This window comes from Pseudomonas sp. Irchel s3f10 (genome assembly GCF_900187515.1).
GTDB classification, from domain to species: Bacteria; Pseudomonadota; Gammaproteobacteria; order Pseudomonadales; family Pseudomonadaceae; genus Aquipseudomonas; species Aquipseudomonas tensinigenes.
In genome coordinates this window covers 211661-238136 of record NZ_FYDZ01000004.1, presented here as the reverse complement: position 1 = coordinate 238136, position 26476 = coordinate 211661, and the positions used below count along the sequence as shown (strand labels likewise).

The window sequence follows — 26476 nt, the reverse complement described above, 5'->3', positions numbered from 1 at the left end:
GTAGAGGTGCACCGACGTGAGCGATCTACATTGAATCCATAATTGATCAGATCAATGCACAAATTCAGAAACCTCAGCGGTTCCCCTGAATCCATAATCGACTCGATCTTTCAGGTCGATGTACTACTCCAGACACCTCGGTCGGCCAGCTGAATCCATAATCGCCTTGATCTTTCAGGTCGATGTACAAGCCCAGACACCTCGGTCGGCCCCCTGAATCCATAATCGACTGCATCTTTCAGGTCGATGTACATCTCCAGACACCTCGGTCGGCCCCCTCTCCCTCCGGGAGAGGGCTGGGGTGAGGGTAAAAGATCTCAAATCAAAAAGAATCGCCCGGAATGCGTACATAGCCTTCCATCAGCACACGCGCGCTACGGCTCATGATGGCTTTCTTCACCACCCACTCGCCGTTTTCCAGACTGGCTTCAGCGCCAACGCGCAACGTCCCGGACGGATGCCCGAAGCGCACGGCATTGCGTTCAACGCCACCGGCAGCAAGGTTCACCAACGTGCCGGAAATAGCCGCCGCAGTACCAATCGCCACCGCCGCCGTACCCATCATCGCGTGGTGCAACTTGCCCATCGACAACGCCCGCACCAGCAAATCCACGTCACCAGCGCCAACCGCTTTGCCACTGGAGGCCACGTAATCCGCAGGCTTGGCAACGAACGCAACTTTCGGCGTGTGCTGCCGCTTGGCCGCTTCATCCACATTGGCAATCAGGCCCATGCGCAACGCGCCATAAGCTCGAATCGTCTCGAACATCTGCAGCGCTTTCGGATCGCTGTTGATCGCGCTCTGCAACTCGGTGCCGGTGTAACCAATGTCTGCGGCGTTGACGAAAATCGTCGGGATACCGGCGTTGATCATGGTCGCCTTGAACGTGCCAACACCCGGTACTTCCAGCTCATCGATGAGGTTGCCGGTGGGGAACATCGAACCACCGCCACCCTCTTCTTCCGCCGCCGGATCCATGAATTCGACTTGCACTTCAGCCGCCGGAAAGGTCACGCCGTCGAGTTCGAAATCACCGGTTTCCTGCACTTCGCCGTTGGTGATTGGCACGTGGGCAATAATCGTTTTGCCGATGTTGGCCTGCCACACGCGCACCACCGCGACACCGTTGTGCGGAATCCGGCTGGCCTCGACCAGACCGTTGCTGATGGCGAACGAACCGACCGCTGCCGAGAGGTTGCCGCAGTTGCCGCTCCAGTCGACGAATGGCTTGTCGATGGAGACCTGACCGAACAGGTAATCGACGTCGTGATCAGCCTTGATGCTTTTCGACAGGATCACGGTTTTGCTGGTGCTTGAAGTCGCGCCGCCCATGCCGTCGATTTGTTTGTCGTACGGGTCGGGGCTGCCGATCACGCGCAGCAATAAAGCGTCGCGAGCCGGGCCTGGAATCTGCGCCGCTTCGGGCAGATCCTTGAGGCTGAAAAACACGCCTTTGCTGGTGCCGCCGCGCATGTAGGTGGCGGGGATTTTTATTTGTGGTGCGTGAGCCATGATGCTCCTTACCGAGGGCACGGGACTTAAAATCCCCTGCCCACATCAGTTGATTTAAACGGCAACCGCCGACTCTTCGAGGAAGTCCTGAGCGAAGCGCTGCAACACGCCGCCAGCCTCGTAGATCGACACTTCTTCAGCGGTATCGAGACGGCAAGTCACCGGCACGTCAACGCGCTCGCCGTTTTTGCGATGGATCACCAGCGTCAGATCCGCACGCGGTTTGCGCTCGCCGATCACGTCATAGGTTTCGCTGCCGTCGATGGACAGGGTGTGACGGTCCGTGCCCGGCTTGAACTCCAGTGGCAACACACCCATGCCCACCAGGTTGGTGCGGTGAATGCGTTCGAAACCTTCTGCGGCAATCGCTTCGACACCGGCCAGACGCACGCCTTTCGCCGCCCAGTCACGGGACGAACCCTGACCGTAATCGGCGCCGGCAATGATGATCAGCGGCTGCTTGCGTTCCATGTAGGTTTCGATGGCTTCCCACATGCGCATGACCTTGCCTTCCGGCTCGACACGCGCCAGCGAACCCTGCTTGACCTTGCCGTTTTCCACGACCATTTCGTTGAACAGTTTCGGGTTGGCGAAGGTTGCGCGCTGCGCGGTCAAGTGGTCACCACGGTGGGTGGCGTAAGAGTTGAAGTCCTCTTCCGGCAGGCCCATTTTCGCCAGGTATTCGCCGGCGGCGCTGTCGAGCATGATCGCGTTGGACGGCGACAGGTGGTCGGTGGTGATGTTGTCCGGCAGCACCGCCAGCGGGCGCATACCCTTAAGCGGACGTGCGCCGGCCAGCGCGCCTTCCCAATACGGCGGACGGCGAATGTAGGTGCTCATCTCGCGCCATTCGTACAGCGGCGTGACTTTCGGGCCGGTGTCTTCGTGGACGGCGAACATCGGAATGTAGACCTGACGGAACTGCTCAGGCTTGACCGAAGACTTCACCACGGCGTCGATTTCTTCGTCGCTTGGCCAGATGTCTTTGAGGCGAATTTCCTTGCCGTCGACCACGCCCAACACATCTTTTTCGATGTCGAAACGGATGGTCCCGGCGATGGCGTATGCGACCACCAACGGCGGCGAAGCGAGGAACGCTTGCTTGGCGTACGGGTGGATGCGGCCGTCGAAGTTGCGGTTGCCGGAGAGTACGGCAGTCGCATACAGATCGCGGTCGATGATCTCTTGCTGAATCAGCGGATCGAGCGCGCCGGACATGCCGTTGCAGGTGGTGCAGGCAAATGCTACGACGCCGAAACCGAGCTGCTCCAGCTCAGTGGTCAGCCCTGCTTCGTCGAGGTACAGCGCCACGGTTTTCGAGCCCGGCGCCAGCGAGGATTTCACCCAAGGTTTGCGGGTCAGACCGAGCTTGTTGGCGTTGCGCGCAAGCAGGCCGGCGGCGATGACGTTGCGCGGGTTGCTGGTGTTGGTGCAACTGGTGATGGCAGCGATGATCACCGCGCCGTCGGGCATTTGCCCCGGCACGTCATCCCACTGCCCGGAGATGCCTTTGGCGGCCAGATCCGACACCGCGACGCGGGCGTGCGGGTTGCTCGGGCCGGCCATGTTGCGCACCACCGAGGACAGATCGAAGCTCAGCCCGCGCTCGTATTGCGCGCCTGTCAGGCTGTCGGCCCACAGGCCGGTGAGCTTGGCGTATTGCTCGACGAGTTGCACTTGCTGGTCTTCGCGGCCAGTCAGTTTCAGGTAATCGATGGTCTGCTGATCGATGTAGAACATCGCTGCGGTGGCCCCGTATTCCGGGGCCATGTTGGAGATGGTCGCGCGGTCGCCGAGGGTCAGCGCCGCTGCGCCTTCGCCGAAGAACTCCAGCCACGCGCCGACGACTTTCTGTTTGCGCAGGTATTCGGTCAGCGCCAGCACCATGTCGGTGGCGGTGATGCCCGGTTGCAGCTTGCCAGTCAGTTCGACGCCGACGCTTTCTGGCAGGCGCATCCACGACGCGCGACCGAGCATCACGCTCTCGGCTTCGAGGCCGCCGACACCGATGGCGATCACGCCCAGCGCATCGACGTGCGGGGTATGACTGTCAGTGCCGACGCAGGTGTCGGGGAACGCGACGCCCTCACGCACCTGGATCACCGGGGACATTTTCTCCAGGTTGATCTGGTGCATGATGCCGTTGCCCGGCGGGATCACATCGACGTTCTTGAAGGCCTTTTTGGTCCAGTTGATGAAGTGGAAACGGTCTTCGTTGCGCCGGTCTTCGATGGCGCGGTTTTTCTCGAACGCCTGCTTGTCGAAACCGCCCGCTTCCACCGCCAACGAGTGGTCGACGATCAATTGCGTCGGCACCACCGGGTTGACCTGCGCCGGGTCGCCGCCCTGCAAGGCGATCGCGTCACGCAAACCGGCGAGGTCGACCAGCGCGGTCTGGCCGAGAATGTCGTGGCAGACCACGCGTGCCGGGAACCACGGGAAGTCGAGGTCGCGCTTGCGTTCGATCAGTTGCTTGAGGGAATCGGTGAGCGTGGCCGGGTCACAGCGACGCACGAGGTTTTCCGCCAGCACGCGGGAGGTGTACGGCAGAGTGTCGTAACTGCCGGGCTGAATCGCCTCGACCGCCGCACGGGCGTCGAAATAATCCAGAGGGCTGCCGGGCAGGGTTTTGCGGAATTCTGTGTTCATCGGGTCAGGACTCGGGTCACGGTGGTTGCAAAGGGTGGCTGACACAAACCTGAGTTACACACCATCCACTGTGGGAGCGAGCCTGCTCGCGAAAGCGGTAGATCAGTCGACATCCATGTTGAATGTCAGTCCGTCTTCGCGAGCAGGCTCGCTCCCACAGGGTCTAGCGGTGTTCTCTGGTTCCGGGTCAGCCCACCATTTCAGCGACGTTCGATTGGCACGAACTTGCGCTGTTCGACGCCGACGTACTCGGCGCTTGGACGGATGATGCGGTTGTTGGCGCGCTGCTCGAACACATGCGCAGCCCAGCCAGTCAGGCGCGAGCAGACGAAGATCGGCGTGAACAGCTTGGTCGGAATGCCCATGAAGTGGTAAGCCGAGGCATGGTAAAAATCGGCGTTGGGGAACAGTTTTTTCTGCTCCCACATGGTCTTGTCGATGGCTTCGGAAATCGCGAACAACACCTTGTCACCGACTTCATCCGCGAGTTTTTTCGACCAGCCCTTGATCACCTCATTGCGCGGATCGCTGTCCTTATAGATCGCGTGGCCGAAGCCCATGATCTTGTCCTTGCGCTCGAGCATGCCGAGGGTGCCTTTGATCGCGTCTTCCGGCGACGAGAAGCGCTCGATCATTTCCATCGCCGCTTCGTTGGCGCCGCCGTGCAACGGACCGCGCAGCGAACCGATGGCGGCGGTTACGCAGGAATACAGGTCAGACAAGGTCGACGCACAAACGCGGGCGGTGAAGGTCGAGGCGTTGAATTCGTGCTCGGCGTAAAGGATCAGCGAGACGTTCATCACTTTGACGTGCAGTTCGCTTGGCTTCTTGTCGTGCAGCAGGTGCAAGAAGTGGCCGCCAATGGTTGGCTCGTCGCTGACGCAATTGATGCGTTTGCCGTCGTGGCTGAAGCGATACCAGTAGCACATGATCGCCGGGAACGCGGCGAGCAGGCGGTCGGTCTTGTCGCGCTGCTCGGAGAAGTCTTTCTCCGGTTCGAGGTTGCCGAGGAACGAGCAACCGGTGCGCATCACGTCCATCGGGTGGGCGTCGGCGGGGATGCGTTCGAGCACTTCTTTCAGCGCTGGCGGCAGGTCGCGCAGCTTGCTCAGTTTGCCTTGGTATTCGTCGAGTTGCGCCTTCGTCGGCAGCTCGCCGTAGAGCAGCAGGTACGCGACTTCTTCAAATTGCGCATCGGCTGCCAGTTCGCGCACGTCGTAGCCGCGATAGGTCAGCCCGGCACCGGCCTGGCCCACGGTGGACAGTGCGGTTTGCCCGGCAACCTGGCCACGGAGCCCGGCGCCACTGAGTACTTTTGCTTCGGCCATTTCTATCTCCAATCTTGAATTTGTTAGGGAGTGTGGCGAAAAGATCGCAGCCTCGTTGCACTCGACAGCTCCTACAGGGGAATGCGGTTCATGTAGGAGCTGCCGCAGGCTGCGATCTTTTGATCTTTATTTTTTCGCGGCAAACAACGCATCGAGCTTCTGCTCGAAGGTGTGGTAATCGATACGATCGTAAAGCTCCATGCGAGTCTGCATGGTGTCGATGACATTCTGCTGCGTGCCGTCACGGCGGATTGCGGTGTAGACGTTTTCCGCAGCCTTGTTCATCGCGCGGAACGCCGACAGCGGATAGAGCACCAGCGACACGTCGGCGCCGGCCAGTTGCTCGGTGGTGTACAACGGCGTCGCGCCGAACTCGGTGATGTTGGCCAGGATCGGCGCTTTCACGCGGTTGGCGAACAGCTTGTACATTTCCAGCTCAGTGATCGCTTCCGGGAAGATCATGTCGGCGCCGGCCTCGATGCACGCCGCTGCGCGATCGAGAGCCGATTCCAGACCTTCCACCGCCAGCGCATCGGTACGCGCCATGATCACGAAGCTGTCATCGGTACGGGCATCGACGGCGGCTTTGATGCGATCGACCATTTCCTGCTGACTGACGATTTCTTTATTCGGACGGTGGCCACAGCGCTTGGCGCCAACCTGATCCTCGATGTGAATCGCCGCCGCGCCGAACTTGATCATCGACTTGACGGTGCGCGCGACGTTGAACGCCGACGAACCAAAACCGGTGTCGACATCGACCAGCAGCGGCAGATCGCAAACGTCGGTGATGCGGCGCACGTCGGTCAGCACGTCATCCAGACCGGTGATGCCCAGATCCGGCACGCCGAGGGAACCTGCGGCCACCCCGCCACCGGACAGGTAGATCGCCTTGAAACCGGCGCGCTTGGCCAGCAGCGCGTGGTTGGCGTTGATCGCGCCGACCACCTGCAATGGATGCTCGCTGGCGACCGCATCGCGGAAACGCTGGCCTGGAGTGCTGTGCTTGGAACTCATGACTCACCTCGTTCAGTGGCTGTCTTATTGTGGGCGCCGTCCTGGTAGTGACGGGCGATGTTGCGTTTCGAGGCGCCGATGTGACGGCGCATCAACAATTCCGCGAGTTCGCCGTCACGGTCGGCGATGGCATCGAGAATCCGGTGGTGTTCGGCGAAGGCCTGGCGTGGGCGGTTCGGCGTGGTCGAGAACTGGATGCGGTACATGCGCACCAGCTGATAGAGCTCGCCGCAGAGCATCTGCGTCAGCGTACGGTTGCCGCTGCCCTGGATGATCCGGTAATGGAAGTCGAAATCGCCTTCTTGCTGGTAGTAGCCGACGCCGGCCTGAAAAGCGGCATCGCGCTCATGGGTTTCCAGCACCCGGCGCAGTTCGTCGATTTCTTCGACGCTCATGCGCTCGGCCGCCAGGCGGCAGGCCATGCCTTCTAGGGATTCGCGAATTTCGTAGAGTTCGAGCAATTCGGCATGGCTGAGCGAGACCACCCGCGCACCGACGTGCGGTACACGCACCAGCAGACGCTGGCCTTCGAGCCGATGGATGGCCTCACGCAACGGCCCGCGGCTGATGCCGTAGGTGCGCGCCAGCTCCGGCTCGGAGATCTTGCTGCCCGGGGCGATCTCGCCTTTGACGATGGCCGCTTGAATGCGCCGGAAGACGTTTTCCGAAAGTGTTTCGGAATCGTCGCCGCTAATGACCGGGGGATCGAGTTGATCCAGCATGATTGTCGACACCTTTAAATCCAATGCGGCAAAAACTAGCCAATTCGCCCGAATCAGTCAAAGGATAAATAGGTATTGTCGACAATCGTCTAATAACCTTAAAAGATCGCAGCCTGCGGCAGCTCCTACAGGGGTCAGTGTAGGAGCTGCCGAAGGCTGCGATCTTTTGATCTTCCATAGACCGCCCCCAGCGCTGGCGCCATAAAACCACCGTGCTAGAATGCCGCCCGCATTTGCTGGCCATTTGTACGGCTTGTCATATAAAGCTGCCAGGCACACGAAGGGCCTTGCGCAAGTTTTGCCAAGGACCTGAACCGAAAACGGAACGCTGCGCACCAGGATTTATGAGACTCAAGCCCTTCCCCACATTCTTTGCCCTGTTTTGCCTGCCCGGCCTCGCCGCCGCGGGGGAAAAAACCGTGTATGGCCTCAACGAATACGCTTCGCTTGACGGCATCAATCTCGAAGTCGCGGCCAAACTCGACACCGGCGCGAAAACCGCCTCGCTGAGTGCCCGCGACATCAAACGCTTTAAACGCAACGGTGAGTCCTGGGTTCGTTTCTACCTGGCCATCGACGCCGCGCACTCGCACCCGATCGAACGGCCGCTGGCCCGGGTCAGCAAGATCAAGCGCCGCGCCGGCGACTACGACCCGGAAGAAGGCAAGAAGTACACCGCCCGTCCGGTGATCGAGCTGGATATCTGCATGGGATCAGCGATGCGCAGCATCGAAGTGAACCTGACCGACCGAAGTGCGTTCCAATATCCGCTTTTGATTGGCTCCGAGGCGCTGAAACGCTTCGACGCGCTGGTCGACCCCAGTCTTAAATACGCTGCCGGCAAACCCGCCTGCACCATCGCCGCTCATACCGCCGAGTAATTTCCATGCGTTCTCTAACCTTCCACCTGAAAATCCTGATCACCATTCTGGTGCTCCTGGGCGTTTCGGTTACGGCCTATCAGATTTTCGTACTCGGCATCCCGGTGACCGAAGATGCGACCGACGACTTGTGGAACATCGACGCCAAGGTCGAGTTCGTCGCCAGCACCAAGGATCCGGTGAAGATCCAGATGTTCGTGCCACCGTTGAGCCGCGACTACGTCAGCCTCAACGAGAGTTTTATCTCCAATAACTACGGCGTCGCCGTGAACCGCGTCGATGGCAACCGCAAGGTCACTTGGTCGGCACGCCGCGCCAAGGGCAACCAGACCCTTTATTACCGTCTGGTACTGACCAAGCGTTACACCGCGGAAAAATCCAAGGTAAAAGGCCCGACCTTCCGCGACAGCATCGCCATTGAAGGCCCGGAGAAAATCGCCGCCGAAGCCCTGCTCGCGCCGATCCGTCAGCACTCGGCTGACGTCGAAACCTTTATTGGCGAGGCGATCAAACGCGTCAACAACGTCAACGATGACAACGTGAAACTGCTGCTGGCCGGCGATCCGTCGACGCCGCACAAAGCCAAAATCGTCGAACTGCTGCTGTCCATCGCCCACGTCCCGGTGGAAAAGGTCCACACCATCCGTCTCGTCGCCGATCAGCCACAAATGCCTGAACTGTGGCTGCGCAGCTTCAACGGCAACGACTGGCTGTACTTCAACCCGGAAACCGGCGAGCAAGGCCTGCCGACCGACCGCCTGCTGTGGTGGACCGGCGATGAAAACCTGATCACCGTCGACGGCGGCAAAAAAGCCAACGTGACCTTCAGCCTGAACAACAGCGAGATGAACGCGATTCGTCTGGCCAAGCTGACCGACGAAAACACCGACGCGAACTTCCTCGAATACTCGCTGTACGGCTTGCCGCTGCAGACCCAGCAGACCTTCATGATCATGGTGATGATCCCGATCGGCGTGCTGGTGATCCTGATCCTGCGCAACCTGATCGGCCTGCAGACCCTCGGCACGTTCACCCCGGTACTGATCGCCCTCGCCTTCCGCGAAACGCAACTGGGCTTCGGCATTCTGCTGTTTACCGTGATCACCGCGCTGGGCCTGTCACTACGTTCGTATCTGGAACACCTGAAGCTGCAAATGCTGCCGCGACTCTCGGTGGTATTGACCTTTGTCGTGGTGTTGATCGCGGCGATCAGCCTGTTCAGTCATAAGCTCGGCCTGGAGCGCGGCTTGTCGGTGGCGCTGTTCCCGATGGTGATTCTGACCATGACCATCGAACGCCTGTCGATCACCTGGGAAGAGCGCGGCGCCAGCCATGCGATGAAAGTCGCGATTGGTACGCTGTTCGCCGCTTCCCTGGCGCACCTGATCATGACCGTGCCTGAGCTGGTTTACTTCGTGTTTACCTTCCCGGCGATCCTGCTGATTCTGGTCGGCTTCATGCTGGCGATGGGTCGCTATCGCGGCTACCGCCTGACTGAACTGGTGCGCTTCAAGGCTTTCCTGAAGAAGGCTGACGCCTGATGTTCGGTTTCTGGAAGACCTGGAAGGCCCTCGAGGCGCGGGGCATCATGGGCATCAATCGGCGTAACGCCGACTACGTGCTCAAGTACAACAAGCGCAGCCTGTACCCGATCGTCGATGACAAGATCATCACCAAGGAACGCGCGATCGAGGCCGGCATTCACGTGCCGGAGCTATATGGCGTGATCTCCACCGAGAAGGAAATCGACAAACTCGGCGAGATCATCGGCGGGCGCAGCGACTTTGTGATCAAACCGGCGCAGGGTGCTGGCGGTGACGGCATCATCGTCATCGCCGACCGCTTCGAGGGCCGCTATCGCACGGTGTCGGGCAAGATCCTTGCCCATGAAGAGCTGGAGCATCACATCTCGAGCATCCTCACTGGCCTGTATTCGCTGGGCGGTCACCGTGACCGCGCGCTGATCGAATACCGGGTGACCCCGGATCAGATCTTCAAAAGCATCAGTTATGAAGGCGTGCCGGACATCCGCATCATTGTGCTGATGGGCTATCCGGTGATGGCGATGCTGCGTTTGCCGACCCGGCAGTCCGGCGGCAAGGCCAACCTGCACCAGGGCGCCATCGGCGTCGGCGTGGATCTGGCCACCGGTTTGACGTTGCGCGGCACCTGGCTGAACAACATCATCACCAAACACCCCGACACCACCAACGCAGTGGACGGCGTGCAGCTGCCCTACTGGGACGGTTTCATGAAACTCGCGGCGGGCTGTTATGAGCTGTGCGGGTTGGGCTATATCGGCGTTGATATGGTGCTCGATCAGGAGAAGGGTCCGCTGATTCTGGAGTTGAATGCGCGGCCGGGGCTGAATATTCAGATCGCCAATGATTGTGGGCTGACGTTGCGCACGCACGCGGTTGAAGCGCGGCTGGAAGAGCTGAAGGCGCGTGGGGTGGCGGAGACGGTTGAAGAGCGCGTGGCGTTTACTCAGGAAATGTTTGGGCATATTCCTGCGGTCGAAGGCTAATAGCTCAAGAGCTGAAAAGCTAAAAGCCCCTCACCCTAGCCCTCTCCCAGAGGGAGAGGGGACTGACCGAGTCGATTTTGCGATTAACAATGACTTGAGATACCGAGCCGAATCCAAGTTTTGAAAAGCCCCGATCTGCTCCCTTCCCCCTCGCCCCCTTGGGGGAGAGGGTTGGGGTGAGGGGGAGGCTTTTGACTTTGATCTGGCATCGGAGAGGACTACAATCCCCACCCCGCCTCAACGGCCGATCTGCCCCGCCCATGTTGACCTGTTCCGTACACCCGCTGCCCTACCGCGCCAATCCCGCCGACTACTTCGCGGCCATCCGCAACGCCCCCGGCGCCGTGCTGCTCGACAGTGGCCGGCCGAGTGCCGACCGTGGCCGATATGACCTGCTCAGCGCCTGGCCGCTGGAACAACTGGCGGTGTTGCCGGATGAGAGCGGCAGTTTTTTCCTGCAACGTCTGCGCGATAATCTCAGTCGCTTGGGCGAGGCTGAATTGCCAATGGGTTTCGAGCTGCCATTCGCTGGCGGCTTGATCGGCTATCTGAGCTACGACTTCGGTCGGCATCTGGAAAACCTGCCGAGTCAGGCGCGCGATGATCTGCAATTGCCAGATGCGCGTTTTGGCCTGTACGCCTGGGCACTGATCAGCGATCACCAGATGGCCACCAGCCAATTGGTCTTCCACCCGTCCGTGATCGACGGCGAGAAACAACGCCTGATTGCGTTATTCACTCAGCCACATGCTGATGCGCTGACCCCGTTCAAATTGAACGCTCCGATGACCGCCGACCTCTCGGCCGACACTTACCGCCAAGCCTTCGAACGCATTCAGCATTACATCCAGGCCGGCGACTGCTATCAGGTCAACTTCGCCCAACGCTTCCGCGCTTCGTACCAGGGCGACCCATGGCTGGCTTACTGCAAATTGCGCGAAGCCTGCCCGACACCGTTCTCCGGTTTCCAGAGCCTCCCCGAGGGCGGCGCGGTGTTGAGCCTGTCGCCGGAGCGCTTCGTCAAAGTCAGCCAGCGTCAGGTGGAAACCCGCCCGATCAAAGGCACCCGCCCGCGTGGTCTGACACCTGACGAAGATGCCGCCAACGCCGCCGAACTGCTGGCCAGTCCCAAGGATCGCGCGGAAAACCTGATGATCGTCGACCTGCTGCGCAATGACCTCGGCCGCACCTGTCGCATCGGCTCGGTGCGGGTGCCGGAGTTGTTCAGTCTGGAAAGCTATCCGAACGTGCATCACCTGGTCAGCAGCGTGACCGGTGAATTGGCGGATGACCGCGATGCACTGGATCTGATTGCCGGCAGCTTCCCCGGCGGCTCGATCACCGGCGCGCCGAAGATTCGCGCGATGCAGATCATTGATGAACTGGAGCCGACCCGGCGTGGCTTGTATTGCGGCTCGTTGCTGTACCTGGACGTGCGCGGCGAGATGGACAGCTCCATCGCGATTCGCAGTCTGTTGGTCAAGGATGGGCAAGTGTGCTGCTGGGGCGGCGGCGGGATTGTCGCCGATTCGGATTGGCAGGCTGAGTATCAGGAGTCGATTACCAAAGTCAGAATCCTCCTCGAAACCCTGCAGAACCTTTAAAAGCCATCGCGAGCAGGCTCACTCCTACATTTGGAATGCGTTCCCCTGTAGGAGTGAGCCTGCTCGCGATGGCGTCTTTCCAGACGACTACAAACTCAAATCCCGATTCGAGGCCTTCAGGAATTCCTGCTTCAACTCGGCAAACGTATGCACCGCCGGAAACTGCGGAAACTCGCGAATCACATTCTCCGGCGCATGAAACAGAATCCCGGCATCCGCCTCGCCCAGCATCGTCGTGTCGTTATACGAATCCCCTGCCGCAATCACCCGGTAATACAGGCTCTTGAACGCCAGCACCGACTGACGTTTGGGATCTTTCTGGCGCAACTGATAGCTGGTCACCCGCCCGGTCTCGTCAGTAATCAGACGATGGCAAAGCAAGGTCGGGAAGCCCAACTGGCGCATCAGCGGCTGCGAGAACTCATAAAACGTGTCCGACAGAATCACCACCTGAAAGCGCTCACGCAACCAGTTGACGAACTCCACCGCGCCGTCCAGCGGCTTCAACGTGGCGATCACTTCCTGAATGTCCGATAGCTTCAAGCCGTGCTCGTCGAGGATGCGCAGACGCTGCTTCATCAGCACGTCGTAATCGGGAATGTCCCGGGTGGTGGCCTTGAGGGATTCGATTCCGGTTTTTTCGGCGAAGGCGATCCAGATTTCCGGCACCAACACCCCTTCAAGATCCAGGCAAGCAATTTCCACAAGACACTCCCGTTTGTATTGATTATTTGAGTCGAGCGAGGCCGAACTCTAGCGACTCACATGCAGACGCGCAACGCACAGCACGCCCCCGAGCCGTGCAGCTTTTTGTTACCATCAGCGCCATATAGAGCGCCCAGCGCCACCGACCTGTAGGAAGCCGCCCTGATGAGTGCAACGTTCGACGTCGTGGAACTCGCCACGACCTATGCCAATAAATCCGCCCAGGACATTCTCAAACTCGCATTTGCCGAGTTCGGCGATGATCTGTGGATATCTTTCAGCGGCGCCGAGGATGTGGTGCTGGTGGACATGGCCTGGAAGCTCAACAAGAACGTCAAGGTGTTCAGCCTCGACACCGGCCGCCTGCACCCAGAGACCTACCGCTTCATCGATCAGGTGCGCGAGCACTACAAGATCGACATCGAACTGGTGTCGCCGGACTACACGAAACTGGAACCGTTCGTGAAGGAAAAAGGCCTGTTCAGTTTCTACAAGGACGGCCACGGCGAATGCTGCGGGATCCGCAAGATCGAACCGCTGCGGCGCAAACTGTCCAGCGTCAAAGCCTGGGCTACCGGCCAACGCCGCGACCAGAGCCCGGGCACTCGCAGTGCCGTGGCGGTGATGGAAATCGATACAGCGTTCTCCACTCCTGAGCGCACCCTGTACAAGTTCAACCCGCTGGCGCAGATGACCAGCGAAGAGATCTGGGGTTACATCCGCATGCTCGAACTGCCGTACAACAGCCTGCATGAGCGCGGCTTTATCAGCATCGGCTGCGAACCGTGCACCCGCCCTGTTCTGCCGAACCAGCACGAGCGCGAAGGTCGCTGGTGGTGGGAAGAGGCGACGCAGAAAGAGTGCGGGTTGCATGCCGGGAATATCATTAGCAAGGCATAGACCCCTGGCACGCTGATCTGCCCTTGTAGGAGTGAGCCTGCTCGCGATAGCGGTGTCTCAGTCGATGAATTTTTTGGCTGATACACCGCTATCGCGAGCAGGCTCACTCCTACAAAGGTCACTAGCGACTCAATAAATGTGTACACACGAATGTCACCATCGGTGCCATTTATGTGTGCACTTTTTACTTTCAGCGCCCTGAAAAGTTACATCGCCGCCAGAAACCCCTAGCCTCCGCCCGCCATCAAAATCCCCCACCAAAAAATAAATACTTGTTCGACCGGTCAATTTTTAAGCAATTATTTTCAAAGACTTAACACGCTCCGATAACTTTTCGAAATGAGTAGCGCTGCGCATAGATCAGCAATTGGCACAAATCTGGCTTTAGTGCATACATGTTTTGTATACAAAAATGCAAAACATAAACACTTTCGATCCGCAAGCCTGAAGCGCCCTATCCCGTACAGGCTGCAGATGCCCCGTAACCAGTGATGTTCGCTGGCCGCGACGAAGATATGTCGAGCCTGAACGCTCATGCACAGTCATCGCGGCCCTGCACATCAGGAGCCTGCCGGAATGCGTACAAGTCTCTCCAATAACATCGCGCTGAATCTGCCCGCCTCTGCCCTCGACCAGCCGTTACCCGATGAAGGGCTTACCGAGCCGTTACAACTGAGCCCCCGCCTGCACAACAGCGACCTGGCGCCAACCAAGGCCGAAGGTCGGCGCTGGGGCAAATACAGCATCTTCGCCCTGTGGACCAACGATGTGCACAACATTGCTAACTACTCGTTCGCCATCGGCCTTTACGCCCTTGGCCTGGGTGGCTGGCAGATTCTGCTGTCGCTGGGGATTGGCGCGGCGCTGGTGTACTTCTTCATGAACCTGTCCGGCTACATGGGGCAGAAAACCGGCGTGCCGTTTCCGGTGATCAGCCGGATCAGTTTCGGCATCCACGGCGCGCAAATTCCTGCACTGATCCGGGCGGTTATCGCCATCGCCTGGTTCGGCATTCAGACGTATCTGGCGTCGGTGGTTTTCCGTGTACTGCTCACCGCAGTGCATCCCGGCTTCGCCGAATATGACCACGATTCGATTCTCGGGCTATCGACCTTGGGCTGGGTGTGCTTCGTGGCAATCTGGTTCGTGCAGCTGGCGATTCTCGCCTACGGCATGGAGATGGTCCGCCGTTACGAAGCCTTTGCCGGGCCGGTGATTTTACTGACGGTCGCCGCGCTGGCCGCGTGGATGTACTTCCAGGCCAACGCGACCATCGCCTGGTCGACTCGCGAACCACTGACCGGAGGCGAGATGTGGCGCAACATCTTTGCCGGCGGCGCGTTGTGGCTGGCGATCTACGGCACGCTGATTCTGAATTTCTGCGACTTCGCCCGCTCTTCGCCGTGCCGCAAGACCATCAAGGTAGGAAACTTCTGGGGTTTGCCGGTGAATATTCTGGTGTTCGCCGCGATTACCGTCCTGCTGTGCGGTGCGCAATTTCAGATCAATGGCCGGATCATCGAAAGCCCGACCGAGATCATCGCCTCGATTCCCAACACCTTCTTCCTGGTGCTCGGTTGCCTGGCGTTCCTGATCGTCACTGTCGCGGTGAACATCATGGCCAACTTCGTCGCCCCGGCCTTCGTGCTGAGCAACCTGGCGCCGAAGTACCTGACGTTCCGCCGCGCCGGGCTGATCAGCGCAACCATCGCCGTGCTGATCCTGCCGTGGAATCTCTACAACAGCCCGCTGGTGATCGTGTACTTCCTGTCCGGTCTCGGCGCCCTGCTCGGCCCGTTGTACGGCGTGATCATGGTCGACTACTGGCTGATCCGCAAAGGCCGGATCAACGTACCGCAGCTCTACAGCGAAGATCCCAACGGCGCTTATTACTACAGCCACGGGGTCAATTTCCGTGCGGTGGCGGCGTTTATTCCTGCGGCGCTGATCGCGATCGTCCTGGCCTTGGTTCCCGGTTTCCACAGTGTCTCGCCGTTCTCCTGGCTGATCGGTGCCGGCATCGCCGGAATGCTCTATCTGATCATCGCCAAACGCCAACCGCACTACGCCGACATCAGCGGCGAATCGATCGCTGTCGACAACGTCTGCCATTAACTACCTCGCGGTCCGGACTTCGGGCCGCCGAACTGCCCGCTATAAGGATTTCCCCATGCGTATTCTCGTGGTCAACGTCAACACCACCGAATCCATCACCGAGGCCATCGCCCGTTCGGCGCAGGCTGTCGCTTCACCCGGAACCGAAATCGTCGGTTTGACGCCGTACTTCGGCGCCGATTCGATTGAAGGCAACTTCGAAAGCTATCTGGCGGCCATTGCGGTGATGGATCGGGTGATGTCCTACGATCAGCCGTTCGATGCGGTGATTCAGGCCGGTTATGGCGAACATGGCCGTGAAGGTTTGCAGGAATTGCTCAATGTGCCCGTAGTGGACATCACCGATGCGGCAGCGAGTACGGCGATGTTTCTTGGCCATGCCTACTCAGTGGTAACCACGCTGGATCGCACCGTACCGCTGATCGAGGATCGGCTGAAACTGTCAGGTTTGTGGGATCGTTGTGCCTCGGTACGGGCCAGTGGGTTGGCCGTTCTGGAGCTGGAGCACGAACCGCAGCGAGCGCTGGAAGCGATCGTGCATCAGGCGGAACTGGCGGTGACGCAGGACAAAGCCGAGGTGATCTGCCTGGGTTGCGGCGGCATGGCCGGGCTCGATGAACAGATTCGTCGACGCACCGGCGTGCCGGTGGTGGATGGGGTGACGGCAGCGGTGACGATTGCGGAATCGCTGGTGCGGTTGCGCTTGTCGACTTCAAAAGTGCGGACTTATGCGACACCGCGACCGAAGAACATCATTGGCTGGCCGGGGCGGTTTGCCCGCTGAGGTCATCAGCGAAAACCGAGTCGACCCATTCGCGAGCAGGCTCGCTCCCACAGGAGAAATGCATTCCAAATGTGGGAGCGAGCCTGCTCGCGAAGGCAGCGACTCGGTCTAAAGCCTTGTTCAAATCGCACTGAACCGCCGCGCCAACCCCCGCTCCGCAAACTGCTCAATCAAAAAATCCACAAACGCCCGAGTCTTGCCCGGCAACAATTTATGCTCGGCGTAGTAAATCGAAATATTGCCATCATCAACAAACCAGTCCGGCAGCACTCGCTGCAACGTCCCCGCCTCCAGATAGCCCACCGCAAACGGCATGCTCACCAGCGCGATTCCCAAGCCTTGTGCTGCAGTCCTGCAAGCCGCCTCGGAATCACTCATGGTCATTCGCGCCTTGAGCATCAACGGCTGACAGTTCTGTGGATTACGTCCGGTCAATTGCCAGGAACGCACGCGTCCGGTTTGCGGCGAGCGGATCAGAATGCCGTCGTGATGGCTGAGGTCGTCCGGTTCGATGATCTCGGGATTGGCCTGTAAATAGTCGGTGGACGCGACCAATATCCGGTGCGCCGGGCTCAACTTGCGTGCGATCACGCCTTGCGGCAATTCGAAACCGCCACCGATGGCCGCATCAAAGCCCTGGGCGATCAGATCGACCTGTCGATTATCGAAATGCCAGTCCGGATTAATCGCCGGATATCGTCGCAGGAACTCACCGAGCATCGGCACGATATGCAGACAGCCAAATGCTGCGCCCATGCTGACTTTCAGCGTTCCCGCCGGCAGCCCTTCAACACTGGACAGATTGGCTACGGCATTTTGAATCGTCGTCAAACTGCCACTCACCTGATCGAGGAAAAGTTGCCCGGCCTCGGTCAGCGTCAGGCTGCGTGTACTACGCTGGAACAGCCGCACGCCGAGCCGCACTTCGAGCTTGGCCACACTTTTGCCGACGGCTGCCGGGGTCAGACTCAAGCGTCGTGCGGCCTCGGCAAAGCTGCCGACTTCGGCGCTGCGCACGAAGCATTCAATGCTGCTGAAGGTTTCCATGATCGTCACTATAAACTTCTGGTTTACACAGACTATAGCAATCATGGTCTACACAGTTGTCGATACCACGCCGATACTCGCCACCAACACCAAGGCATTCCCGCCTTGAACACTCTGGAGATCGAACATGACCACTCAACACCTCAGCGGCAAAGTCGCTCTGATTCAAGGCGGTTCCCGTGGTATCGGCGCAGCCATCGTCAAACGTCTGGCCGCTGAAGGCGCCGCTGTAGCCTTCACTTACGTCAGCTCCAGCGCAAAAGCCGAAGAGCTGCAGAACAGCATCACCGCAAACGGTGGCAAAGCCTTGGCGATCAAGGCCGACAGCGCCGATGCCGCTGCCATCCGCCACGCCGTCAGCGCCACCGTCGAAGCTTTTGACCGCCTCGACATTCTGGTCAACAACGCTGGCGTGCTGGCCGTCGCACCACTGGAAGACTTCAAACTTGAAGACTTCGACCAGACCGTAGCGATCAACATTCGCAGCGTATTCATCGCCTCCCAGGAAGCCGCCAAACACATGGGCGAAGGCGCACGCATCATCAACATCGGCAGCACCAACGCCGACCGCATGCCCTTCGCCGGTGGCGGTGTGTATGCAATGAGCAAATCGGCGCTGGTCGGTTTGACCAAAGGCCTGGCCCGCGACCTCGGCCCACGCGGCATCACCGTCAACAACGTGCAGCCCGGCCCGGTCGACACCGACATGAACCCGGCGCACGGTGACTTCGCTGAAAGCCTGATCCCACTGATGGCTGTGGGTCGTTACGGCAAAGCCGAAGAAATCGCCAGTTTCGTCGCCTATCTGGCAGGCCCGGAAGCCGGTTACATCACCGGTGCCAGCCTGACCATCGATGGTGGTTTCGGCGCCTGATTTATGTGAGTCGACTGAACGAAAAACGCCGCCCCTCTTTTTACGCAGGGGCGGCGTTTTTTTGTGTCAGATGTTTACGCCCATTCCAGCGCCGGCAAGCCGCAAGCACTCGGAGTGAACGCCTTCAGTGTGCGAAGAATCCCGTCAGCGTGTGCGTATTTTTCATCGGCCATGGCGGCATCGGGGATGGCGATCGCAGTCATGCCGGCGGCTTTCGCTGCGGTCACACCAAACGGCGAATCCTCGAACACCAGGCAATCTTCAGGCGCGACGCCCAGACGCCGGGCGGCGGTGAGGAAGATATCCGGTGCCGGTTTGGCCGCGCCGACTTCCGGATCGTCCGCCGTCACAATGAAATCGAACAACGCAAACCAGTCGCGGTGCAGCGTGGTTTTCTGACCGAACGATTGCCGCGATGAACTGGTGCCCACAGCGATGGGAATGTTGTGCGCCTTGAGATGGCGGATCAATTCCTCGGCACCCGGCATCGCCTGTGCGGTGGGAAAACGCTCACGCATCAACGGCTCGCGGATCACCAGAAACTCTTCGGCGGTGATCGGCAGGTCCAGCGCCTGCACCACGTAATTGGCCAGATCATTGGCCCCGCGACCAATGATGTTCTGCTTGATGCTCCAGTCGAAGGTTCGCCCATAGCGCCCGACAATCAGCGAGGTGACTTCGGTATAAATGCCCTCGGTGTCCAGCAGCAAACCGTCCATATCGAAAATCACGGCCTTGATCGGGCCGAACGCCTTCAGCGGTGCATTCATCATCGGATCCGTTAACAAAGACATCCCAGGCGGCAGGTAGCGCCGCTGCTCGGATCTGATTAAAGGGTTCAGCAGCATAACGAGCGCGGCAGACATTGAGCAACGGGCAATGTCCGTTGCAGCGATGAACGACTCGCAAGTATTTAGCGAAACATCCTACAGACATCGCCTACTCGCCCGACTTCTTTCCTGATTGATCCCCCGCAAAGTCCCCGCACCTTTTTGATGTGCGCGAGAGACTACGAATGCTTCCAACCGATCGGCTGCTGGCCCTGAACAACAGCATCGGCCTGCTCGTTGTTGCTGCTTTGAACCCGGACGAGCCGGACTTCGAACACCTGATCCGCGAATTCCGCCTGTGCCTGAACCACTACGACGCCTGGGCCGAGCAGTTCTGGACAGGCACCGCGCTGGATGTCGAGCAGGTCTTCACCGTCGGCAACGACGTGCGCCTCAGCGCGCCGATCAAGTCGCGCCAACCGCTCAGTTCATCGGTGGTCATGTGCTCGGCCAGCGGGTCGCTGACGCTGGTGCATATGTTCGAGGCCGCGCGGTTCGTGCCGATCGGCGATACGCCGGTGACGCTCGAACCGGTGCTTGCCGATGTCGGCGGCGTGCTGACTTTCGGCGAACCACTGCATTACACCATCGGCCCCAGCGGCATTCTGCAGGTGACCGATTGCGATCGGGGCCAGCGTTATCGCATCACCTTCTTTCCCGATGTGTCCACCGACCATGTGCGTGCGTTGTATGCCTCTTATGAAAGTGTCATTGCAGGCCTGGAAGACTGGCTGCGCGCTGAGTGGGCAGGGTTTCAACCACAGTGGACGGAGTTTTCCAGCGCTGGATTTCTTGAGCGTTACGGTCAGTTGCAACAGGCCGATTGGCGTGGATTCGAGAAAGCCCTGAACGGCGTTTGGGATGACATCAAACAGGTATTCGCCCTCCTCGCAGACCTGCAGGCCAACAGCGAAAAATTGCTGGAGTACCTCAGCGAGGCCGAGCTTGAGGCGTTATTGAATGCCTCCAGCGACGCCATTGCCAACGGCTTGCTGGTCCTCAGTGACGAACCGTTGCTGTTCATTCATATGGCCGCGTTTACCAGTTGGCTGAAGATGCTGCCGCCGCAATACCTGGCCGAAGTGGTGGCCGAGGTGCGGGCCGAACTGCTGGTCAGTTTTCTGCTGATGGGGTTGTCGGGTGGCGTCGGCGTGCCACTGCGTTTGAGCAGCAAGGTGCTGGCGAAGGTCAAGTCGCCACGGGCGCGGGAATGGCTGGCGGCTTCGGCGTTGCGCTTGGCCGAACTGACGTCCTCGGCGGATTTGACGCGGCATGCCAGCGTTTTGAAGCCGCTGATGCTCAATGTGCGTGACGTTGAGTTGAAACCGACACCGGCGATACCGCTGAACATTCGTCAGGCCGATTCGCTGGTGTTGACGGTGCCGAATCCGGCGCCTGTTGTCCGTGACAAGTCTGGCGGTTCGAGCCGGCTGGAGCGGCATGAGCCGCATGACGACTCGCCGGATCAGTCGAAAAACCCCAACGGCGACAGCGCTGATTGCGTGCCGCGTACCTGCACCAACGGTTGTCCGGTGTCGATGGTCACTGGCGAGGAACTGCTGACCCTGACTGATGCCGTGCTCGATGGCGTGTTGCCGTTTGAGTTCACGCGGTTGTATCGCTCGAGCGCCGTCGAGATTGATGTCGGGTTGGGGTTTGGCTGGAGTCATTCGCTGGCGCATCGGCTGGAGTTTTTCGCTGATGAGGTGGTTTGGGTCGATCACGAAAACCGGCGTACGCGGTTTCCGTTGCCCAGTGCGGCGCGACCGGCGATTCACAACAGCCTGTCGCGGGCGGCGATTTTTCTTGGCGATGAGCCGGAGGAACTGATTCTCGCGCTGGCCGGGGACACGGCGCGTTTTTATCACTTTCGTGCAGGACGACTGACGGCGATCAGCGATGCCTATGGCAATCGTCTGACGGTGCAGCGCGATCGGTCTGACCGGGTGCAGCGACTGGACAACGGCGCCGGGCGTTCGCTGCTGTTGCGATATGACCGGGCGCAGTTGCTGGGTGTGGATTACCAGGTTTTTCAGAACGCGGAGTGGGTAACTGAACAAGCGCTGGTCAGTTACCGCTACGACGCCTACCAGCACCTGATCGAAGCGAGCAACGCCGTCGGTGACAGCGAGCGTTACGACTACGACGACGCCCACGTAATCCTGCAGCGGCAACTGGCCGGCGGCGCGAGTTTCTTCTGGGAGTGGGAGCGCTCGGGGAAAGCGGCGCGTTGCGTGCGTCACTGGGCGTCGTTTTCGCAGATGGACACCCGTTACGTCTGGAAGGACGACGGCAGCGTCGCGGTGCATTACGTCGATGGCACTGAAGAAACCTACGTCCACGACGAGCGTGCGCGGCTGGTGCGTAAAGTCTCGGCGGACGGTGGCGAGCAGTTCAAGGCGTATGACGATGCGGGCCGGCTGATTGCCGAGCAGGATGCCTTGGGCGCGGTCACCGAATATCGCTACGACGAGGTCGGACGGCTGGTGGCGCTGATTCCGCCGGCTGACGCGCCAACGTCCTACGAGTATCGCAACGGTTTCCTGTACCGGCGTTCGCGCGGCGAGGCGGTGTGGATCTACCGGCGCAATGCCGAGGGTGATGTCACCGAAGCGGTCGATCCTGACGGCCAGGTCACCCATTACTACTACGACACCCGGGGTCAGTTGCTGTCGATCCGCTACCCGGACAGCAGCCGGCATCGGCTGGTCTGGAATGCCCTCGGCCAGTTGACCGAGGAAACCCTGCCCGACGGCGGCGTGCGGCGTTTTTCCTACGATGCACTGGGGCGGCGGACCACCACCGCAGACGAACACGGTGCGGTCACCCGTCAGCATTGGGACGCCGTTGGCCGACTGATTCAGACGACATTTCCTACCGGTAGCACCCGCGCCTACAGCTACGGCGCCTACGGTCAGGTCACCGCCGAGCGTGATGAACTGGGGCGCATCACCCGCTACGAATACGACGACGACCTGCACCTGGTTTCGCGCCGGATCAACCCCGACGGCACACGGGTGCAGTACCGCTACGACCATGCGCAACTGCTGCTCACCGAGATCGAAAACGAATCCGGGGAAAAATACCGGATCGACTACACGCCGACCGGGCTGATTCGTCAGGAAAGCGGTTTTGACGGCCGCCGCACGGCGTACGCCTACGACCTCAACGGCCATCTGCTGGAGAAGACCGAGTTCGGGGATGACGGCTCTTGTTTGCTCACCGCTTATGAGCGCGATGCTGCCGGGCGTCTTCTGGCCAAAACCCTGCCCGACGGCATCGAGGTCACCTACCAATACGACCGCCTCGGCCGTTTGATTGGGGTCGACGACGGTCAGCAACACCCGCTGGCCTTCGAGTACGACCGTCAGGACCGGCTGATCACCGAACATCAGGGCTGGGGCACCCTGCGCTACCGCTACGACGCCTGCGGCCAGCTCCAGCGCATGCGCCTGCCGGACAACAGCAAACTCGACTATCACTACGCCAAGGGCGGGGCGCTGGCCGCCATCGACCTCAATGGCGCATCGCTGACCCGGCATGTCTACCAGTCGGGCCGCGAACAACAACGCCAGCAAGGTCTGCTGCTCAGCGAATATGCCTACGACGATCAGGGACGATTACTCGCCCACGCTGTAGGCCATCAGCACGACTCACTGTACCGCCGCGATTATGCCTACAGCGCCAACGGCAATCTGGCGCACATCGCCGACAGCCGCCACGGCCAGCGTACCTACGGCTACGACGCCCTCGATCGCCTGATCAGCGTTCGTCACTCACGCGACGAACTGCCGGAAAGCTTCGCCCACGACCCGGCCGGCAACCTGCTGATGCAGGACCGCCCCGGCCCCAGCCAGATCAAAGGCAACCGCCTGCTGATGCAGGGAGACCGCCATTACGACTACGACGCCTTCGGCAACCTGATCCGCGAACGCCGTGGTCGCGGACAAACACTCGTCACCGAATACCGCTACGACTGCCAGCACCGCCTGATCGGCCTGACCCGCCCCGACGGCCAGACCGCCAGTTACCGCTACGACGCTTTCGGCCGACGCATCCGCAAAACCGTCAACGGCGAGACCACCGAGTTCTTCTGGCAGGGCGACCACCTCGTCGCCGAAAGCAGCGAACACGAATACCGCAGCTACGTCTACGAACCCGGCACCTTCCGCCCGCTGGCATTGCTCGACGGCAAAGGCCCGAAAAAAGCCTGCCCCTTCTACTACCAACTCGACCACCTCGGCACCCCGCAGGAACTCACCGACTACAGCGGCGACATCGTCTGGTCCGCGCAATACGACGCATACGGCAAAGTCGCCGCACTGACCCTGGCCGGCGAAGACTACCTGAACCAGCCGTTGCGCTTTCAGGGGCAGTATTTCGATGCGGAAAGCGGACTGCATTACAACCGGCACCGGTATTACGACCCGAGGCTGGGGCGGTATCTGACGCCGGATCCGATCAAGTTGGCCGGTGGCTTGAATCAGTACCAGTACGTGCCGAATCCGACGGGGTGGGTGGATCCGCTGGGGTTGAGTTCCAATTGTCCACCCAAAGGTCGAAAATCGATCAATTGTCCAAAACCTGATGAAGTTGAGCTCCCAGAGGTTTCCAGGCGCGGCGCATTCAGGCAGGCAAAAGTTGATGCCGGAATACCGAAAGGGCAACAGCCTGACATTCAAATTGATGAGGTAAGTGGCAGGCAGAAGCAGTTCACTTATGCCAACATGACGGATAGAAAAGGAAATAACATTCTAGACAGCAGCGGAAAGCCGATTATAACCAGAGAATATAGATTCACCCGAGAGGATGGTTTTATATTGATACTCCAAGACCACTCAGCGGGACATAAATATGGAGATATAAATAATCGAGGAGATCAAGGACCTCACATAAACATACGACCCGCGGATGACACACGCAACGGCAAAGTAAAAAACACGAACGATCATTACCCATTCAAGGGACGATAATGAAATACTGGAATGAGATAGAAGGCAGCAAATTCTTCAACATGGTATTCAGCAGGAATATATCTATTGGCGAGGTCAAGCTATTTGCTTTAAACATGGACAACAATCTTTCAACGTTGACCTTGGCATTTGATATTAGAGAAACTCCGGACACCCCCCCGAAAAAATGGGAAACCATAGGCTACAATGCGTGCCGAATCGGACTAACATGCGGTGAAATTAGAGATTTGACGACATCCAACATTCCAACTCAAAAAAACTTACATCTATCCATACAAAGCATTGGGGACAGATATATGATTTCCGCTGTATCAAGCACTTCGAATATAACATTCACCACGTCATCATTAAGACTGAGAGAACCTAGCGTATATCTAACAGACTTGCGTTTCTGAATTTCGTTGAGCGACGGGTGGTCTCGTTGCCGGGAGCCATCAAACAACTTCATGCATATACCGAAACCAGTTCAACATTCACTAGCTCAGCATAAACCTAGATAGGTTAAAACCTCTAACTTGAGATTCAGACACATTACATTTTTAGCACAACAAAAAAATCGCCTCTACCTGGATTCGCTTCACCGACTTCCAATGACTGACAAGCAGCCTTTTTGAGTCACCAATACCTCTGTAGGGCCTGTTGAACTCAGGCCCTTGAAATCGGATTAAAACTCTCAAATCTTCACGAACATCCGATCACTGATCGTCCCCATCATCCTCATACTCCATATCCGCCTCATCCGAATCATTCAACGGCACCGTCGCATCATCAATCAACGACCCCGGATCCTCATTCCCCGGGTCATTGATAAACGGCAGTCCACTCGAGCCTTTCTCTTCCTTGCCTTCAGTTTCGGGAGTCATGGCAAACCTCATCATCTCGTGGCGTGTATGACGTTCGAAAAGCCCTACAACCAATCGTTCCGGAGTCCGACGAGCAAATGCAAAAAACCCGGCAAAATGCCGGGTTTCCGTTTAACCCACCATCAATGATGGCGGTTTTTATGTTTGTTCTTGTGCTTATGACCGCCGCCCGAATGAGATCCACCATCGTCACCGAGGTTATTACCGACCGCACCACCCGCCGCGCCGCCCAACCCCGCGCCAATGGTCGAACCCGTAGAGCCGCCGAGGCTGTTGCCGACGACCGAGCCGCCCGCCGCGCCGAGACCACCACCAATGGCAGCTTCGGTGCGATTGCGTTTATTCGCCCCGACGGCACTGCCGGCCGCGCCACCAACGCCTGCACCTACCGCCGCGCCAGTACTGCCACCGAGTTGTCCACCGACCACATTACCGAGCGCGCCGCCCAGGCCGCCACCCACAGCGGCGGTGCCATCACCAGCGGCCATCGCCCCTTGTGCTACCAGCAAACCAAAAAACAGTGCAGATAATGACAAGCGCATATGAACCTCACAGTTCCCGAAGCGGGACAGTCCGCCCAGACATGGGCCTATGTGAGATTGGAGAGTCGAACGGGGAAAACGTTCAGCCATGAAAAAGCCCGACATCGAGCCGGGCTTATTCTGACAAAGGATCAGTCTCAGTGACGCTTGTGACCTTTGGACAAGTTGCTGCCCACTGCGCCGCCAGCCGCACCGCCCAGGCCTGCACCAATCGTGGCGCCAGTCTTGCCGCCCAGGCTGTTGCCGATCACCGAACCACCGGCCGCGCCAACACCGCCGCCAATCGCCGCTTTGGTCCGGCTACCCTTGCGCGCTGCCATAGCGCTGCCCGCCGCGCCTGCTACGCCAGCACCGATTGCCGCGCCTGTGCTGCCGCCCATTTTCTGGCCGACGACATTACCCAGCGCGCCACCCAGACCACCGCCCAGCGCCGCAGTACCATCGCCGGCAGCCATTGCACCTTGAGCAACCAGAAGCCCCAGAACCAGAGCGGGCAGTGTTAAACGCATGACGTAAACCTCAAAAATAGGGATGACAAAAAGGGCCGGGATTTAATGCCGTCGCCGCGCAAAAGTCCAGCCAAAATCAGAGGCTTCGCGCGC

General features: G+C 59.3%; 21 protein-coding genes. 10 read left to right on the top strand and 11 right to left on the bottom strand.

Annotated features, from left to right (window positions below; genetic code table 11):
- Positions 1-322 precede the first annotated feature (322 nt).
- The 5 genes from prpF to CKW17_RS12485 form a co-directional block, all read right to left on the bottom strand.
- Entirely contained in the window at positions 323-1513 is a 1191-nt protein-coding gene (prpF, locus tag CKW17_RS12505; RefSeq protein WP_095120040.1) for a 2-methylaconitate cis-trans isomerase PrpF, read from the bottom strand.
- Positions 1514-1567: 54 nt separating this feature from the next.
- Complete coding sequence (gene acnD / locus CKW17_RS12500; RefSeq protein ID WP_095120039.1) at positions 1568-4162, bottom strand: Fe/S-dependent 2-methylisocitrate dehydratase AcnD; 2595 nt, start codon at positions 4160-4162, stop codon at positions 1568-1570.
- A 200-nt stretch (positions 4163-4362) separates the two neighbouring features.
- Entirely contained in the window at positions 4363-5490 is a 1128-nt protein-coding gene (gene prpC, locus CKW17_RS12495) for a 2-methylcitrate synthase (protein WP_095120038.1), read from the bottom strand.
- Between the two features lie 126 nt (positions 5491-5616).
- The gene (gene prpB / locus CKW17_RS12490; protein WP_034152882.1) at positions 5617-6507 is read right to left on the bottom strand and encodes a methylisocitrate lyase; all 891 of its coding nucleotides are present in this window, start codon (positions 6505-6507) and stop codon (positions 5617-5619) included.
- Positions 6504-7226, bottom strand: coding sequence for a GntR family transcriptional regulator (locus CKW17_RS12485; protein ID WP_172828118.1), 723 nt, complete (start codon positions 7224-7226; stop codon positions 6504-6506). The genes prpB and CKW17_RS12485 overlap by 4 nt, the downstream gene beginning before the upstream one ends.
- 347 nt (positions 7227-7573) lie before the next feature.
- Between CKW17_RS12485 and CKW17_RS12480 the strand changes: the two genes are divergently transcribed.
- From CKW17_RS12480 to pabB, 4 genes are all read left to right on the top strand, one after another.
- Positions 7574-8110 (top strand): ATP-dependent zinc protease, encoded by a 537-nt coding sequence (locus CKW17_RS12480; protein WP_016983749.1) that lies wholly within the window; start codon positions 7574-7576, stop codon positions 8108-8110.
- Positions 8111-8115: 5 nt separating this feature from the next.
- Positions 8116-9651, top strand: a complete 1536-nt coding sequence (locus tag CKW17_RS12475; RefSeq protein ID WP_095120037.1) for an inactive transglutaminase family protein — start codon at positions 8116-8118, stop codon at positions 9649-9651.
- Entirely contained in the window at positions 9651-10637 is a 987-nt protein-coding gene (locus tag CKW17_RS12470) for an alpha-L-glutamate ligase-like protein (protein ID WP_095120036.1), read from the top strand. Before CKW17_RS12475 ends, CKW17_RS12470 begins: the two co-directional genes overlap by 1 nt.
- Before the next feature lie 260 nt (positions 10638-10897).
- Entirely contained in the window at positions 10898-12241 is a 1344-nt protein-coding gene (gene pabB, locus CKW17_RS12465) for an aminodeoxychorismate synthase component I (RefSeq protein WP_095120035.1), read from the top strand.
- Between the two features lie 87 nt (positions 12242-12328).
- Here pabB and thrH read toward each other — a convergent pair whose 3' ends face one another.
- Positions 12329-12946 carry a bifunctional phosphoserine phosphatase/homoserine phosphotransferase ThrH gene (gene thrH / locus CKW17_RS12460; protein ID WP_007916444.1) on the bottom strand — a complete coding sequence of 206 codons (618 nt, stop codon included), beginning with the start codon at positions 12944-12946 and terminating at the stop codon, positions 12329-12331.
- Between the two features lie 165 nt (positions 12947-13111).
- Between thrH and CKW17_RS12455 the strand changes: the two genes are divergently transcribed.
- The 3 genes from CKW17_RS12455 (at position 13112) to CKW17_RS12445 (ending at position 16745) form a co-directional block, all read left to right on the top strand.
- Positions 13112-13846 (top strand): phosphoadenylyl-sulfate reductase, encoded by a 735-nt coding sequence (locus CKW17_RS12455; protein WP_077571815.1) that lies wholly within the window; start codon positions 13112-13114, stop codon positions 13844-13846.
- Positions 13847-14422: 576 nt separating this feature from the next.
- Positions 14423-15961, top strand: a complete 1539-nt coding sequence (locus CKW17_RS12450; protein WP_095120034.1) for an NCS1 family nucleobase:cation symporter-1 — start codon at positions 14423-14425, stop codon at positions 15959-15961.
- A gap of 55 nt (positions 15962-16016) precedes the next feature.
- Positions 16017-16745, top strand: coding sequence for an aspartate/glutamate racemase family protein (locus CKW17_RS12445; RefSeq protein ID WP_007916448.1), 729 nt, complete (start codon positions 16017-16019; stop codon positions 16743-16745).
- A gap of 120 nt (positions 16746-16865) precedes the next feature.
- Here the strand turns inward: CKW17_RS12445 and CKW17_RS12440 are convergent, their stop codons facing one another.
- Entirely contained in the window at positions 16866-17792 is a 927-nt protein-coding gene (locus CKW17_RS12440) for a LysR family transcriptional regulator (RefSeq protein ID WP_095120033.1), read from the bottom strand.
- 127 nt (positions 17793-17919) lie between these two features.
- Between CKW17_RS12440 and CKW17_RS12435 the strand changes: the two genes are divergently transcribed.
- On the top strand, positions 17920-18666 hold the full coding sequence (locus CKW17_RS12435; RefSeq protein ID WP_095120032.1) for a 3-oxoacyl-ACP reductase family protein: 747 nt from the start codon (positions 17920-17922) through the stop codon (positions 18664-18666).
- Between the two features lie 74 nt (positions 18667-18740).
- Here the strand turns inward: CKW17_RS12435 and CKW17_RS12430 are convergent, their stop codons facing one another.
- Positions 18741-19436, bottom strand: a complete 696-nt coding sequence (locus CKW17_RS12430) for an HAD-IA family hydrolase (RefSeq protein WP_095120031.1) — start codon at positions 19434-19436, stop codon at positions 18741-18743.
- Between the two features lie 245 nt (positions 19437-19681).
- On the opposite strand from CKW17_RS12430, the gene CKW17_RS30750 reads away from it, so the two are divergent.
- Together CKW17_RS30750 and CKW17_RS30745 are read left to right on the top strand one after the other, a co-directional pair.
- A complete protein-coding gene (locus CKW17_RS30750; protein ID WP_095120030.1) occupies positions 19682-24469 on the top strand; it encodes an RHS repeat-associated core domain-containing protein in 4788 nt (1595 codons plus the stop codon).
- Positions 24469-24864, top strand: a complete 396-nt coding sequence (locus CKW17_RS30745) for an Imm50 family immunity protein (protein ID WP_095120029.1) — start codon at positions 24469-24471, stop codon at positions 24862-24864. The genes CKW17_RS30750 and CKW17_RS30745 overlap by 1 nt, the downstream gene beginning before the upstream one ends.
- A gap of 300 nt (positions 24865-25164) precedes the next feature.
- On the opposite strand, the gene CKW17_RS30360 is transcribed toward CKW17_RS30745, so the two are convergent.
- From CKW17_RS30360 to CKW17_RS12405, 3 genes are all read right to left on the bottom strand, one after another.
- Positions 25165-25332: a hypothetical protein gene (locus CKW17_RS30360; RefSeq protein ID WP_176470065.1), complete on the bottom strand. Its 168-nt coding sequence runs from the start codon at positions 25330-25332 to the stop codon at positions 25165-25167.
- 122 nt (positions 25333-25454) lie between these two features.
- Entirely contained in the window at positions 25455-25874 is a 420-nt protein-coding gene (locus tag CKW17_RS12410; protein WP_007914081.1) for a YMGG-like glycine zipper-containing protein, read from the bottom strand.
- Between the two features lie 137 nt (positions 25875-26011).
- On the bottom strand, positions 26012-26383 hold the full coding sequence (locus CKW17_RS12405; RefSeq protein ID WP_038366883.1) for a hypothetical protein: 372 nt from the start codon (positions 26381-26383) through the stop codon (positions 26012-26014).
- Positions 26384-26476: the final 93 nt, after the last annotated feature.

What these genes read in the sequence shown, in the direction of transcription:
- CKW17_RS12455 (WP_077571815.1), top strand. Translation starts at nt 13,112, where the DNA reads ATGAGTGCAACGTTCGACGTCGTGGAACTCGCCACGACCTATGCCAAT.
- CKW17_RS12480 (WP_016983749.1), top strand. Translation starts at nt 7,574, where the DNA reads ATGAGACTCAAGCCCTTCCCCACATTCTTTGCCCTGTTTTGCCTGCCC.
- CKW17_RS12440 (WP_095120033.1), bottom strand. Translation starts at nt 17,792, where the DNA reads ATGGAAACCTTCAGCAGCATTGAATGCTTCGTGCGCAGCGCCGAAGTC.
- acnD (WP_095120039.1), bottom strand. Translation starts at nt 4,162, where the DNA reads ATGAACACAGAATTCCGCAAAACCCTGCCCGGCAGCCCTCTGGATTAT.
- CKW17_RS12450 (WP_095120034.1), top strand. Translation starts at nt 14,423, where the DNA reads ATGCGTACAAGTCTCTCCAATAACATCGCGCTGAATCTGCCCGCCTCT.
- CKW17_RS30745 (WP_095120029.1), top strand. Translation starts at nt 24,469, where the DNA reads ATGAAATACTGGAATGAGATAGAAGGCAGCAAATTCTTCAACATGGTA.
- CKW17_RS12470 (WP_095120036.1), top strand. Translation starts at nt 9,651, where the DNA reads ATGTTCGGTTTCTGGAAGACCTGGAAGGCCCTCGAGGCGCGGGGCATC.
- prpC (WP_095120038.1), bottom strand. Translation starts at nt 5,490, where the DNA reads ATGGCCGAAGCAAAAGTACTCAGTGGCGCCGGGCTCCGTGGCCAGGTT.
- CKW17_RS30360 (WP_176470065.1), bottom strand. Translation starts at nt 25,332, where the DNA reads ATGACTCCCGAAACTGAAGGCAAGGAAGAGAAAGGCTCGAGTGGACTG.
- CKW17_RS12430 (WP_095120031.1), bottom strand. Translation starts at nt 19,436, where the DNA reads ATGAATGCACCGCTGAAGGCGTTCGGCCCGATCAAGGCCGTGATTTTC.
- CKW17_RS12435 (WP_095120032.1), top strand. Translation starts at nt 17,920, where the DNA reads ATGACCACTCAACACCTCAGCGGCAAAGTCGCTCTGATTCAAGGCGGT.
- CKW17_RS12475 (WP_095120037.1), top strand. Translation starts at nt 8,116, where the DNA reads ATGCGTTCTCTAACCTTCCACCTGAAAATCCTGATCACCATTCTGGTG.
- CKW17_RS12405 (WP_038366883.1), bottom strand. Translation starts at nt 26,383, where the DNA reads ATGCGTTTAACACTGCCCGCTCTGGTTCTGGGGCTTCTGGTTGCTCAA.
- CKW17_RS30750 (WP_095120030.1), top strand. Translation starts at nt 19,682, where the DNA reads ATGCTTCCAACCGATCGGCTGCTGGCCCTGAACAACAGCATCGGCCTG.
- prpB (WP_034152882.1), bottom strand. Translation starts at nt 6,507, where the DNA reads ATGAGTTCCAAGCACAGCACTCCAGGCCAGCGTTTCCGCGATGCGGTC.
- CKW17_RS12445 (WP_007916448.1), top strand. Translation starts at nt 16,017, where the DNA reads ATGCGTATTCTCGTGGTCAACGTCAACACCACCGAATCCATCACCGAG.
- prpF (WP_095120040.1), bottom strand. Translation starts at nt 1,513, where the DNA reads ATGGCTCACGCACCACAAATAAAAATCCCCGCCACCTACATGCGCGGC.
- CKW17_RS12410 (WP_007914081.1), bottom strand. Translation starts at nt 25,874, where the DNA reads ATGCGCTTGTCATTATCTGCACTGTTTTTTGGTTTGCTGGTAGCACAA.
- pabB (WP_095120035.1), top strand. Translation starts at nt 10,898, where the DNA reads ATGTTGACCTGTTCCGTACACCCGCTGCCCTACCGCGCCAATCCCGCC.